Raw genomic sequence first — 13,234 nt, 5'->3', positions numbered from 1 at the left:
GCGCCCGCGCCGACCTCGAGGCCGCCGAGGCCACGCTGAACACCGCGCGCGCCGATGTCGAGTCGCAGCGCGCGATGGTGGCGCAGGCGCGGATCAACGTCGACACCGCGCAGCTGAACCTCGGCTACGCCCGCGTGCTGGCGCCGATGGACGGCACCGTCGTCGCGATCGTGACGGAACAGGGCCAGACGGTGAACGCGGCGCAGACGGCGCCCACGATCATCAAGCTCGCGCGCTGGACACGATGACGATCAAGGCCCGCATCTCCGAAGCCGACGTGCCGCGCGTGAAGCCCGGCATGCCGGTCCACTTCTCGCTGCTGGGCGAGCCGGATCGCCGCATCCAGGCGACGCTGCGCGCGGTCGAGCCCGGCGACACCACGCTGGCGGACAGCTCGGCGACCACCTCCACTTCCAGTTCCACGTCGGGCACGACCAACGCGATCTACTACAACGGCATCTTCGACGTGCCCAATCCGGACGGCACGCTGCGCATCAACATGACCGCGCAGGCGACCATCGTGCTGGCGCAGGCGAAGGCGGCGCTGACGATCCCGGTGGCGGCGCTCGGCGCGCGCGAGGGCAGCAGCGGCGATCGCCACAAGGTCCGCGTGCTCGGCGCCGACGGCCGCATCGAGGATCGCGTCGTCCGCGTGGGCCTGAACAACCGGGTGCGCGCGCAGGTGCTGGACGGCCTGAAGGAAGGCGAGCGCGTCGTGACCGCCGAGGCGGCGCCGCCCGGCGCGGCGAGCGACGGTCGTCGTCCGCCGCCGCGGATGTGAGCATGGCTGCCCTGCTCGAACTGCGCGGCCTGGTCCGCGAATACCCAGCCGGCGAAGGCACCGTCGCCGTCCTGCGCGATGTCGACCTGACGATCGAGGCCGGCGAGATGGTGGCCATCATCGGTCCGTCGGGCTCCGGCAAATCGACGCTGATGAACATCCTCGGCTGCCTGGACCGGCCCACGCGCGGCAGCTACCGCGTCGCGGGCCAGGAGACCGGCGCGATGGGACCGGACGAGCTCGCCCGCCTGCGGCGCGAGCACTTCGGCTTCATCTTCCAGCGCTACCAGCTGCTGGGCGACCTGGACGCGGTCGGCAACGTCGAGATCCCGTCGATCTACGCCGGCGCGGGCACCGCGCATCGGCATGCGCGCGCCCGGTCGTTGCTGGCGCGGCTGGGCCTGGCGGAGCGCCTGCATCACCGGCCCGGCCAGCTGTCCGGCGGCCAGCAGCAGCGGGTGTCGATCGCGCGGGCGCTGATGAACGGCGGCGACGTGATCCTGGCCGACGAACCCACCGGCGCGCTCGACCAGGCCAGCGGGCGCGAGGTCATGACCATCCTCGAGGAACTGCATGCCGACGGCCACACGGTCATCCTGGTGACGCACGACGCGCAGGTGGCGGCGCATGCGCAGCGGGTGATCGAGATCAGCGACGGTGTCATCGTCGCCGACCGGCGCCGGCCGGACGCGGCGCCGCCGGCGGTGCTGGCCAAGCCCGATCCGGCGCCGCCCGGCGCGGCCTGGGCGGCGGTGCTGGGGCGCGTGGCGGAGGCCACCGGCATGGCGCTCAAGGCGATGCTGGCGCACCGCCTGCGCACGCTGCTGACGATGCTGGGCATCATCATCGGCATCGCTTCGGTGGTGTCGGTCGTCGGGCTGGGGCAGGGCACACGCGAGAAAGTGCTGGCCGACATCAGCGCGATGGGCACCAACACCATCGACGTCATGCCGGGCGAGGGTTTCGGCGACCGGCGGGCTGGCGCCATCCGGACGCTGCGGGCCGGCGACGCCGACGCGCTGGCGCAGCTCGACTACGTGGACAGCGTGACGCCGTCGGTCGCCGTGGCCGCGGGGCTGCGCTACCGCAGCGTCGACGTGAGCGCGAGCGTCACCGGCGTCGGCGAGCAGTTCTTCCGCGTGCGCGGCTACACGATGGCGCAGGGCCGGGCCTTCGACGCGGCGGCGGTGCGCGCCCGGGCGCAGGACGCGGTGATCGACGAGAACGCGCGCAAGACGCTGTTCCCGAATGGCGAGCCGGCGCTGGGCGAGGTCATCCTGCTGGGCAACGTGCCGGTGCGCATCGTCGGCGTGACGGCGAAGAAGGCCAGCGCCTTCGGCAACGACGACGCGATCAACGTCTGGGTGCCCTACACGACGGCGATGAGCCGCATGACCGGCCAGGACTACCTGCGCAGCATCACCGTGCGGGTCAGCGACGCGGTGCCCAACGCGGCGGCGGAGCAGGGCATCCGCACCCTGCTGGCGCAGCGCCATGGCGCGACCGACTTCTTCCTGTTCAACACCGACAGCATCCGGCAGACGGTGGAACAGACGACGGCGACGATCACGCTGCTGATCTCGTCGATCGCGCTGATCTCGCTGCTGGTCGGCGGCATCGGGGTGATGAACATCATGCTGGTGTCGGTGACCGAGCGCACCGGCGAGATCGGCGTGCGCATGGCCGTCGGCGCTCGCCAGAGCGACATCCTGCGCCAGTTCCTGATCGAGGCCGTGCTGGTCTGCCTGATCGGCGGCGGGCTGGGCGTGTCGCTGGCGGTCGGCGCCAGCCTGCTGTTCAACCACTTCGCCGCGGGGATGGGGTTCCGGATGATCGTCTCGATGACGGCGATCGCCGGCGCCTTCGCGGTGTCCTCGCTGATCGGGGTGATCTTCGGTTTCCTGCCCGCGCGCAGCGCGCGCGCCTGGATCCGGTGGAGGCGCTGGCGCGACCCTGAGAGGGGTTCCCCGGGCTGTCGCGCGACAGCCCCTTCTGCTGACAGGACTTGACGCGCGGCCCCTCGAGGGCCGCGTATCGTTTCCGCTCACAGCAACGGGAGACGACATGAGCAGCGAACGGATCGAGCGGCCGCTGGCCGGCCGCGTGGCCGTGGTGACCGGCGGCAGCCGGGGTGCGGGCCGGGGCATCGCGCTGGAACTTGGCGCCGCCGGCGCGACGGTCTACGTCACCGGCCGCAGCACCCGCGCGGAACCGGCGACGCAATACGGCCGCATCCAGGCGCTGTCGGGCCTGGACCGCATTCCCGGCACCATCGACGACACCGCCGACGAGGTCACCGCGCTGGGCGGTCGCGGCATCGCCGCCCGCTGCGACCACACCGACGAGGCGCAGGTGCGCGCGCTGTTCGAGCGGGTGCAGGCGGAGCAGGGCCGGCTGGACCTGCTGGTCAACAACGCCTGGGGCGGCCACGAGGTCTTCAGCGGCGTCTTCGACGCGCCGTTCTGGGAGCGCTCGATGGACGAGTGGGACGCGATGCTGGACCGCGGCGCGCGCAACCACCTGCTGGCCAGCCGCGCCGCGGCGCCGCTGATGATCGCGCGCGGCAGCGGCCTGATCGTCACCACCACCTTCTGGGACCGGGACCGCTTCCTCAAGGGCAACCTGGTCTACGACCTGGCCAAGGCGACGATGACGCGGATGGCGGGCGCGATGGCGCAGGACCTGAAGCCGCATGGCGTGGCCTCGGTGGCGGTGTCGCCGGGCTGGATGCGGACCGAGTTCGTGCTCGCCGGCCATCACACCGACGAAGCGCACTGGCGCGAGCGCCCCGAGCTCGCGGGCACCGAGTCGCCGCGGTATGTCGGCCGCGCGGTCGTCGCGCTGGCGGCGGACCCGGCGGTGATGGCGCGCAGCGAGCGCACCGACAAGCAGAGGTCGCCGATCAGCACGCCCAGCCCCAGGGCCACGATCTCGCCCATGGCGACGAGGCCCACGCCTTCCAGCGTCACCTGGCCCGCCTCCAGCAGCGCGCCCAGCAGCAGCGGTTGCAGGCCCAGCATCAGCAGGGCGACGGAGCCGACGAGAATCGCCAGCACCTGCGCGCCGCGGGCGCTGGGAGACGTCGGGCCGGGAGGCAGCGTGTGTGTCATTTCGGCGCAAGCGGAGCGGTGGATGATGGCTGGCGATCTTATAGTCATGGCTATCGTTCTGGGGTGCCTCGCGCCCTGGAACAATCCCGCAGCCTTCCTGCCGTTGCCTCGCCATTTCGATTCCCATGCCCACTGCCCGCCGCAAGACCGCCGCTCCTCCGCCCACGCCCACGCCCGCCGCGCCAGCGCTCGCGGCCAAGAAGCTGCCGGCGCAGCAGCGCGCCGCCGAGACCTACGAGCGGGTGCTCGAGGCCGCGGCGCAGACCCTGATCGAGGTGGGCGTGGAGCGGCTCTCCACCAACCTGGTGTGCGAGCGCGCCGGGGTGTCGCCGCCGGCGCTGTACCGCTACTTCCCCAACAAGTACGCGCTGCTGCATGAGCTGGGGCAGCGCCTGATGCAGCGCCAGAACGAATGCGTCGCGAAGTGGATGTCCGTCGAGGTGATCCAGGGCGGCGTGCCGGCGCTGGAGCAGGCGCTGGCGGGCCTGCTGCTCGACACCTACGAGGCGACGCGGGCGACCGCCGGCGGCGTGTGGATCATGCGTGCGATGCGGGCGGTGCCGGCGCTGCAGGAGGTGCGGCTGGCCTCGCACGCGGCGGTGACCGAGGCGCAGACGCAGCTGCTGATGCAGGCGCTGCCGGGCGCTCGGCGCGCGGAGCTCAAGCTGGCGAGCCGCATCGTCGTGGAGCTGATCTACGCGACGGTGGAGATGCTCTTCGACGAGAGCCTCAAGCCCAAGGAGGTCGCGCGCATCACCGCCGGGATGCTGGCCAGCCACCTGGCGAAGGTGAAGGCCTGAGCGCGCCGCGCCGCGGCCGCCGGCCGAGCGCGGTCCTCAGCGGTAGGCGTAGAACAGCGCCGCGAAGAAGTGGCAGACGCTGCCGCCGAGCACGAACAGGTGCCAGACGAAATGCGCGTAGCGCAGCTTGTTGTCGAGCAGGAAGACCGCCGCGCCCAGCGTGTAGCTCAGCCCGCCGGCCACCAGCAGCGCCAGGCCCGGGCCGGGCGTGCGCTCCACGAGGGGGCCGATGGCGAAGACCACCACCCAGCCCATGGCCAGGTACAGGGCGGTGGACACCAGCGGGTGGCGCAGCCGGTTCAGCAGCTTGATCGTCACGCCGAAGGCCGCGGCGGCCCAGACGGCGACCAGCAGCGTGACGCCGGGGCCCGTCTGCAGCACGCCGAGGGTGAAGGGCGTGTAGCTGCCGGCGATGAACACGTAGATCGCCGCGTGGTCCAGGCGCATCAGCCAGGCCTTGACCCGGCCGTTGGCCAGGGAGGCCGGCAGCGCGTGGTACAGCGTGGAGATGCCGTACAGCAGGATGCCGGTGGAGGCGAAGATCGCGGCGGCCACCACGTCCGCGACCTCGCCGTGCCCCATCGCGCGTGTGACGAGGATGGGCAGGGCGGCCACGGCCAGCAGGGCGCCCAGGCCGTGGCTGATGGCATTGGCGATCTCTTCGCCGCGGGTCTGGGGACGGTCGGCGGGGACGGTGCGAGCGGTCATGGCAAGGCGGGCGTGATCGGGTGAGCGGCGATCGGGCGATTGTCCACGCGCGGGACCGGGCGGCGATACTCCACCGCCTCGGCCGTCCGCTGCGCGGCGCCGCGCTTCGCGATCTGGCCAGAGGGACAGCCCATGACGACCGTGATCTCCATGCACAGCGCCTTCGAGCGGATGCCCCGGCACCGCCACGATCACGGCTATGTCGCGCTCGTGCTGGCGGGCGGATACGTGGAAGCCGGCGACCGGGGCCGGCTCCGCGTCGAGGCCGGCCAGGCCGTGCTCCACGGGGCGCATGAATCGCATCGCAACGAGTTCTCCGGTCGCGGGGCGCGGGTGTTGAACCTGCCGATCGCGGAAATGGGCTGGCCCGCGGTGGCCTCGAGCGATGCCCGAGGCGACGCGCTGGGCCATGTCGACGACGTTGACGCGATCGCCCGCCTCGCCGAGCGGGATCCGGTCCAGGCCGCCGATCTGCTGCGGCGCAGCTTTCGTCCCGTGAAGTCCAGGCTCCAGGACTGGCCCGACCTGCTGGCCGAGGCGCTGACGGACGATCCGGCGCTCGGCATCGCCGACTGGGCCGATGCGATGGGCCTCGCGCCGCAGTCGATCAGCCGAGGCTTCCGTCTCGCCTACGGCATCAGCCCGAAGCGATACCGCCTGGAGCTGCGTGCGCTGCAGGCCTTGCGCCGGCTGCCCGGCTGGCGCGGATCGCTGGCGGCGCTTGCCGCCGAGACGGGCTTCGCGGACCAGGCCCATTTCACCCGCGCCATCGTCGCCCTGACGGGCCAGACGCCGAAGCGGCTCATGGGTTAAGTCCGTTCAAGAGCGGGCGAGGCGGGCCACCTAGCATCGCGGCATGAAACGCCGCACCTTGCTCTCCGCGCCCGCGATCGTGGGCCTCGCGTCCCTGCTGCCCGCCTTGCGCGCGCGAGCGCAGGCCAAGCCCAATCGCACCCGATGGCGGGTGCGCGGCTCCGAAGGCGCCGATGCGATCGCCTTCCTCGGTCCGCTGTCGGGCACGCAGCTCTACCTGGACTTCTATGCCGCCGATGCCGCCGCCTTCTCGCCGCGGTTGCCGGCGGTGGTCCGGGACGACGTGGCGCGGCTGTGGAACGAGGCGACGAAGGACGGCTTCGGCCTGCTCGGCCCCAACCTGCAGGTGCTGTTCTCGGCCGATGGCAACGACGCCACGCTCGACACCTTGCTGACCGCACTGCGGTCACGGCGGACGGCCATCCTCCCGAGCTATCGGGCGAGCAGCTACTGGAGCGACGCCGACTGGGCCTGGTTCGAGCGCGCGGCGCCGCGGATCGAGGCGATCCTGGTCGGCCTGCGGGATGCCGGCTTCGCGGCCTTCCGCAAGGAGCGGATCGGCGACCTGGAGCGCCGCATCGCCGAGGTCGGCCGCGCGCTGGCTGGCTTCGACGTGATCTCCTGGCAGGAGAAGCTGACCGGCCGGCGCTTCGATCCGGAGATCCAGATCGTGCTGCTGCAGTTCGCGAAGCCGCACGGCATCAAGGTGCAGGGGCAGACCTTCCTGCAATCGGCGGACTACGACACGGCCACCACCGTCCGCATCGCCGCCCACGAGATGCTCCATCCGCCGGTGCCGATGGACGGCCCCGCCGCGACCGCCGCGCTGGCGGCCTTCGAGCGCGATCCGCTGCTCATGCGCATCGTGCGGGACCACGATCCGCGCTGGGGCTACACGACGCTGGAGGGCCTGGTGAACGAGGACCTGGTCCAGGCGCTGGACCAGTTGATCAGCGAGGCCCTGGGCGTCGCCCGCAATCCGGCCGACCGCTGGCGCAAGGCCGATGACGGCATGCACGTCATCGCCGCCGGGCTGTACGGCCTGCTGCGGCAGGACCGATGGGTGGAGCAGGGCGGGTCGATCGAGCGCTGGCTCGCCGAGCGTCCGCGACGGCCGGCTGACTCCGGCCGTGTTCCATCCCGTCGCGGCGCGGGTGCTGGAGCGGCCGGTCGATGCGCTGTGGCCCGTGCCGGCGGCCAAACCGTCTTCTTGATGAGATCTTGATACCCGGGCCCCGACCTTCTACACGCCCTTGACCCGCTGATTCCTAGAGTCCATCCATCCCATCCCGCCCTCAATCCAGAGGGCATGGGACCTCGAAAAAATGGATGCACTCTTTCTCGGATTGAGCGTGGTCCTGTTCCTTGTCGCTGTCGGGCTGGCGGTCGCCAGCGACCGGCTGGGGAGCAGGCCATGAACGCGCTCTACTGGCTGACCGGACTCCTCAGCGCCGGTCTGTTCGTCTACCTCCTGATCGCGCTCTGGCGCGCCGAGGAGTTCTGACATGACGAACCTCGCCTGGGCCAACCTGGCCCTCTACCTCGCCGTCACGCTGCTGCTGGCCTGGCCGCTCGCCCGCTGGATCACCGCGCTCGCGCAGGGCCGCGTGCCGCGCTGGATCGCCGCCATCGAGCGCCCGCTGTTCCGCCTGGCCGGCATCCGGCCCGAGGAAGGCATGGGCTGGAAGCAGTACGCCGTCGCGCTGCTGGTCTTCAACTTCATCGGCGTGCTCGCGGTCTATGCGCTGCAGCGCCTGCAAGGCGTGCTGCCGCTCAACCCGCAGGGCCTGGGCGCGGTGACGCCCGACTCGGCCTTCAACACCGCCATCAGCTTCGTCGCCAACACCAACTGGCAGGGCTACGGCGGCGAGTCGACGATGAGCACCCTCACCCAGATGCTGGCGCTGACGGTGCAGAACTTCCTGTCCGCCGCCACCGGCATCGCCGTGGTGTTCGCGCTCATCCGCGGCTTCGCCTCCCGGCTGTCCGGCCACGTCGGCAACTTCTGGGCCGACATCGTCCGCTGCACCCTCTGGCTGCTGCTGCCGCTGTCCTTCTTGCTCGCGGTCGTCTTCGTCCAGCAGGGCGTCATCCAGAACTTCGACGGCTACAAGACCGTGCAGACGATCGAGGCCCAGGACTACCAGACGCCCAAACTCGGCGCCGACGGCCAGCCGCTCAAGGACGCCCAGGGCCAGCCCGTCATGGAGCACCAGCGCACCGGCGAGCAGCAACTCGCCATGGGCCCGGTCGCGTCGCAGGAGGCGATCAAGATGCTGGGCACCAATGGCGGCGGCTTCTTCAATGCCAACTCCGCGCATCCCTACGAGAACCCGACGCCGCTGACCAACCTGCTGCAGATCGTGGCGATCTTCGTGATCCCCGCGGCGCTGTGCCTGAGCTTCGGCCAGCTGGTCGGCGATCGCCGGCAGGGCGTGGCGATCCTGGCCGCGATGAGCGCGCTGTTCATCGCCGGCGTGCTGGTCGCCACGCCCGCCGAGCAGGCCGGCAATCCGCTGGTGGCCACGCAGGGCGTCGATCTGCAGGCCTCCGAGCTGCAGGCCGGCGGCAACATGGAAGGCAAGGAGACCCGCTTCGGCATCTCGGCCAGCGCGCTCTTCGCGGTCGTCACCACCGCCGCCTCCTGCGGCGCGGTCAACGCGATGCACGACAGCTTCACCCCGATCGGTGGCGCCGTGCCGCTGGTGATGATGCAGCTGGGCGAGGTCGTCTTCGGCGGCGTGGGCACCGGCCTGTACGGCATGCTGATCTTCGCGATCCTCGCCGTCTTCATCGCCGGCCTGATGATCGGCCGCACGCCCGAGTACCTGGGCAAGAAGATCGAGCCCTTCGAGATGAAGATGAGCGCCGTCGCCATCCTCGTCACGCCCATCGTCGTGCTGGCGGGCACCGCGATCGCGGTGCTGTCGGGCGACGGCAAGGCCGGCATCGCCAACCCCGGCGCCCACGGCTTCAGCGAGATCCTCTACGCCTTCACCTCCGCGGCCAACAACAACGGCAGCGCCTTCGCCGGCCTGTCCGCCAACACGCCCTTCTACAACACGCTGCTGGGCATCGCGATGTGGCTGGGCCGCTTCCTGGTGATCGTGCCGGTGCTGGCCATCGCCGGCAGCCTGGCCGCCAAGAAGCGCATCCCCGTCGGCGAAGGCACGCTGCCCACGCACGGCCCGCTGTTCGTCGTCCTGCTCATCGGCACCGTCCTCCTGGTCGGCCTGCTGAACTACGTGCCCGCGCTCGCGCTCGGCCCCGTCGTCGAGCACCTGATGCTCTGGAAGTGAAGCTTCGGAGCCTGACATGACCCAACCCCTCAAGACAGTTCACACCTCGGTACCGACTTCGGTGCCGACCTCGACGCGCGCCGAGGTCCTTGGCGGCGCCACGCCCTCCGGTCCGGCACCGCACGATCCACCCCCGCCCCCGTCACGTTCCAGCGGGAGCGGCGGCCTGTGGGATCCCGGGCTGGTGAAGCCGGCCATCCGCGAGTCCTTCGCCAAGCTGGCGCCGTCGGTGCAACTGCGCAACCCAGTGATGTTCGTCGTCTACGCCGGCAGCCTCCTCACCACCGGCCTGTGGCTGGCGAGCTTCGCCCAGCCCGCGCTGGCGGGCGCCGAGGGCCCCGGCTTCATGCTCGCGATCGCGCTGTGGTTGTGGTTCACCGTGCTCTTCGCCAACTTCGCCGAGGCGCTGGCCGAGGGCCGCTCCAAGGCGCAGGCCGCCTCGCTGCGCGGACTCAAGGCCAAGACCTGGGCGAAGAAGCTCGAAACGCCGCGCCATGGTTCGTCCTGGCATCCGGTGGCCTCGGAGGAGCTGCGCAAGGGCCATGTCGTGCTGGTCGAGGCCGGCGACCTGGTGCCCCTGGACGGCGAGGTCATCGAGGGCGTCGCCTCCGTCGACGAGAGCGCCATCACCGGCGAGTCCGCGCCGGTGATCCGCGAGTCGGGGGGCGACTTCTCGGCCGTCACCGGCGGCACGCGCGTGCTGTCGGACTGGGTCGTCGTGCGCATCGCCGTCAATCCGGGCGAGGCCTTCCTCGACCGCATGATCGCGATGGTCGAGAGCGCCAAGCGCCAGAAGACGCCCAACGAGATCGCGCTCACCATCCTGCTGGTCGCGCTGACGCTGGTGTTCCTGGTCGTGACCGTGACGCTGCTGCCGTACTCGCTGTTCGCGGTCGAGGCGGCCGGCGCGGGCACCGTCGTGTCGATCACCGCGCTGGTGGCGCTGCTGGTGTGCCTGATCCCGACCACCATCGGCGGCCTGCTCTCGGCCATCGGTGTCGCGGGCATGAGCCGGCTGATGCAGGCCAACGTGATCGCCACCTCCGGCCGCGCGGTCGAGGCCGCCGGCGACGTCGACGTGCTGATGCTCGACAAGACCGGCACGATCACGCTGGGCAACCGCCAGGCCAGCGCCTTCCTGCCGGCGCCCGCGCTGCCGGAGCAGGCGCTGGCGGATGCGGCGCAGTTGGCCTCGCTGGCCGACGAGACGCCCGAGGGCCGCAGCATCGTCGTGCTGGCCAAGCAGCGCTTCAACCTGCGCGAGCGCGAGCTGGCCGCGCTGCAGGCGCACTTCGTGCCGTTCACCGCGCAGACCCGCATGAGCGGCGTCGACTTCGGCGATCCCGAGCATCCGAAGCGCCAGCTGCGCAAGGGCGCGGTCGACGCGATCCGCCGCTTCGTCGAGCAGCACGGCGGCCAGATGCCGGCGCAGGTCACCGCGGTGGCGGAGGAGGTCGCGCGCCGCGGCTCCACGCCGCTGGTGGTGGCCGACCTGGCCGACGGCCACGCGCGGGTGCTGGGCGTCGTCGAGCTCAAGGACATCGTCAAGGGCGGCATCAAGGAGCGTTTCGCGCAGCTGCGCCGGATGGGCATCCGCACGGTGATGATCACCGGCGACAACCGCCTCACCGCCGCGGCAATCGCGGCCGAGGCCGGCGTCGACGACTTCCTCGCCGAGGCCACGCCCGAGGCCAAGCTCAAGCTGATCCGCGACTACCAGGCCGAAGGCCGGCTGGTGGCGATGACCGGCGACGGCACCAACGACGCGCCCGCGCTGGCGCAGGCCGACGTGGCGGTGGCCATGGCCAGCGGCACGCAGGCGGCGAAGGAGGCCGGCAACATGGTCGACCTCGATTCGAATCCGACCAAGCTGCTGGAGATCGTCGAGACCGGCAAGCAGCTGCTGATGACGCGCGGCTCGCTGACCACCTTCTCGATCGCCAACGACGTCGCGAAGTACTTCGCCATCATCCCGGCGATGTTCCTGGGCGTGTACCCGCAGCTGGCCGCGCTCAACGTGATGGGCCTGCACAGCCCGGCGTCGGCGATCCTGTCGGCGGTCATCTTCAACGCGCTGATCATCGTGGCACTGATCCCGCTGGCCTTGAAGGGCGTGGCCTACCGCCCCATCGGCGCGGCCGCGCTGCTGCGCCGCAACCTGTGGATCTACGGCCTGGGCGGCCTGATCGTGCCCTTCATCGGCATCAAGGCGATCGACCTGCTGCTGGTTGCGCTGCGTCTCGTGTGACGCGGAGGAACTCACCATGAATTCGACTCTCAAGATGCTGCGTCCGGCGCTGGTCGGCTTCGCGCTGCTCAGCGCCGTCACCGGCCTGCTGTACCCGGCCGCGGTCACCGGCGTGGCCAGGACGCTGTTCCCGTTCCAGGCCGAAGGCAGCCTCGTGCTGCGCGACGGCCGCGTGATCGGCTCCGAGCTGATCGGCCAGAGCTTCTCGTCGCCGCGCTACTTCTGGGGCCGTCCGTCGGCCACCGCGCCGATGGCCAACAACGCGACCGGCTCCAGCGGCTCCAACCAGGGACCGACCAACCCGGCACTGGTCGACGCGGTCAAGGCGCGCGTCGAGGCGCTCAAGGCCGCCGACCCGGACAACCGCGCGCCGGTGCCGGTCGACCTGGTCAGCGCCTCGGCCAGCGGGCTGGACCCGCACATCAGCATGGCCGCCGCCCGCTACCAGGCCGCCCGCGTCGCGCGCGAGCGCGGCCTGCCGGTCGAGGCCGTCCAGCGCCTGATCCAGGCGAACACCGAGGCCCGCGACCTGGCGGTGCTCGGCGAGCCGCGCGTCAACGTGCTCAAGCTCAACCTCGCTCTCGACAAGGCGCCATCCGCTCATTGAATGTCATGAAGACCCGACTGCCGCCAGCGCCTGGCCGTTCCGGGTCGGCTTCGACGACGCTCATGCAGCGCGCGAAACGGCTGGGCGAAACGGCTGGGCGATACGGGCGTCGTGCTGAGCGTCTCCCGGAGCTTCTGACCGCCGCGGCCCGTCATCCAGGGAGAGAATCGCCGAATGCCCAGCGCCACCGACGAGAGACCTGACCCCGACAGCCTGCTGGCGCAGCTCCGCCAGCAGGAGGAGGCGGCGTCGCGCGGTCGCCTGCGCATCTACTTCGGCGCCTCGGCCGGGGTAGGCAAGACCTTCGCGATGCTGCAGGCGGCGCGGCATCTGGCCGGGCAGGGCCGCGCGCTGCTGGTCGGCGTCGTCGAGACCCATGGCCGCGCCGAGACCGCCGCCCTGCTCGACGGCCTGCCGCGGCTGCCGATGCAGCAAGTGGCCTACCGCGACCGCACGCTGCCGGAGTTCGACCTCGACGGCGCGCTCGAGCGGCTGCGCGGCCAGCCGGACGCGCTGATCCTGGTGGACGAGCTGGCGCATTCCAACGTCGCCGGCTCGCGGCATCCCAAGCGCTGGCAGGACGTCGAGGAACTGCTGGCCAACGGCATCAGCGTCTACACCACCGTCAATGTCCAGCACCTGGAGAGCCTGAACGACGTCGTCGGTGGCATCACCGGGGTGCGGGTGCAGGAGACGCTGCCCGACACCTTCTTCGATCGCGCGGACGAGGTGGTGCTGGTGGACACGCCCGCCGACGAGCTGCTCGCGCGGCTCAAGGCCGGCAAGGTCTACCAGGGCGCGCAGGCCGAGCGTGCCGGCCAGCACTTCTTCCGCAAGGGCAACCTGATGGCGCTGCGCGAGCTCGCGC

At 71.2% G+C, this 13,234-nt stretch carries 11 protein-coding genes and 3 pseudogenes; 12 read left to right on the top strand and 2 right to left on the bottom strand.

The annotated features are described in order from the left end of the window. The 5 genes and pseudogenes from FUT87_RS30745 to FUT87_RS14580 form a co-directional block, all read left to right on the top strand. Positions 1-248, top strand: a pseudogene (locus tag FUT87_RS30745) (efflux RND transporter periplasmic adaptor subunit); the annotation flags it as partial. Then, positions 245-781: a hypothetical protein gene (locus tag FUT87_RS14595; RefSeq protein WP_147241477.1), complete on the top strand. Its 537-nt coding sequence runs from the start codon at positions 245-247 to the stop codon at positions 779-781. The pseudogene FUT87_RS30745 and the gene FUT87_RS14595, both read left to right, overlap by 4 nt. Before the next feature lie 2 nt (positions 782-783). Further along, positions 784-2,738, top strand: a pseudogene (locus tag FUT87_RS14590) (MacB family efflux pump subunit). A 107-nt stretch (positions 2,739-2,845) separates the two neighbouring features. Beyond that, positions 2,846-4,270 carry an SDR family NAD(P)-dependent oxidoreductase gene (locus FUT87_RS29995; RefSeq protein ID WP_255511845.1) on the top strand — a complete coding sequence of 475 codons (1,425 nt, stop codon included), beginning with the start codon at positions 2,846-2,848 and terminating at the stop codon, positions 4,268-4,270. Next, positions 4,173-4,691 (top strand): TetR/AcrR family transcriptional regulator, encoded by a 519-nt coding sequence (locus tag FUT87_RS14580; protein ID WP_222617159.1) that lies wholly within the window; start codon positions 4,173-4,175, stop codon positions 4,689-4,691. The genes FUT87_RS29995 and FUT87_RS14580 overlap by 98 nt, the downstream gene beginning before the upstream one ends. 36 nt (positions 4,692-4,727) lie before the next feature. Here the strand turns inward: FUT87_RS14580 and FUT87_RS14575 are convergent, their stop codons facing one another. Next, positions 4,728-5,399: a hemolysin III family protein gene (locus FUT87_RS14575; RefSeq protein WP_147241475.1), complete on the bottom strand. Its 672-nt coding sequence runs from the start codon at positions 5,397-5,399 to the stop codon at positions 4,728-4,730. Beyond that, positions 5,396-5,551, bottom strand: coding sequence for a hypothetical protein (locus FUT87_RS28840; protein WP_186830545.1), 156 nt, complete (start codon positions 5,549-5,551; stop codon positions 5,396-5,398). The genes FUT87_RS14575 and FUT87_RS28840 overlap by 4 nt, the downstream gene beginning before the upstream one ends. Here FUT87_RS28840 and FUT87_RS14570 point away from each other — a divergent pair. From FUT87_RS14570 to FUT87_RS14540, 7 genes and pseudogenes are all read left to right on the top strand, one after another. Next, positions 5,532-6,212: an AraC family transcriptional regulator gene (locus tag FUT87_RS14570; protein ID WP_147241474.1), complete on the top strand. Its 681-nt coding sequence runs from the start codon at positions 5,532-5,534 to the stop codon at positions 6,210-6,212. The genes FUT87_RS28840 and FUT87_RS14570 overlap by 20 nt on opposite strands. 43 nt (positions 6,213-6,255) lie before the next feature. Next, positions 6,256-7,437, top strand: a complete 1,182-nt coding sequence (locus FUT87_RS14565; RefSeq protein WP_147241473.1) for a hypothetical protein — start codon at positions 6,256-6,258, stop codon at positions 7,435-7,437. 189 nt (positions 7,438-7,626) lie between these two features. Then, positions 7,627-7,716: a K(+)-transporting ATPase subunit F gene (gene kdpF, locus FUT87_RS14560; RefSeq protein ID WP_091733683.1), complete on the top strand. Its 90-nt coding sequence runs from the start codon at positions 7,627-7,629 to the stop codon at positions 7,714-7,716. Between the two features lies 1 nt (position 7,717). Next, positions 7,718-9,511, top strand: a complete 1,794-nt coding sequence (kdpA, locus tag FUT87_RS14555; RefSeq protein WP_147241472.1) for a potassium-transporting ATPase subunit KdpA — start codon at positions 7,718-7,720, stop codon at positions 9,509-9,511. A gap of 16 nt (positions 9,512-9,527) precedes the next feature. Further along, the gene (kdpB, locus tag FUT87_RS14550) at positions 9,528-11,759 is read left to right on the top strand and encodes a potassium-transporting ATPase subunit KdpB (RefSeq protein WP_147241471.1); all 2,232 of its coding nucleotides are present in this window, start codon (positions 9,528-9,530) and stop codon (positions 11,757-11,759) included. Between the two features lie 16 nt (positions 11,760-11,775). Then, the gene (gene kdpC / locus FUT87_RS14545) at positions 11,776-12,366 is read left to right on the top strand and encodes a potassium-transporting ATPase subunit KdpC (RefSeq protein ID WP_147241470.1); all 591 of its coding nucleotides are present in this window, start codon (positions 11,776-11,778) and stop codon (positions 12,364-12,366) included. 174 nt (positions 12,367-12,540) lie between these two features. Further along, a pseudogene (locus FUT87_RS14540) lies at positions 12,541-13,234 on the top strand (two-component system sensor histidine kinase KdbD); the annotation flags it as partial.

This window comes from Mitsuaria sp. TWR114 (assembly GCF_007997345.1).
This window is presented reverse-complemented; position numbering and strand designations above follow the sequence as displayed.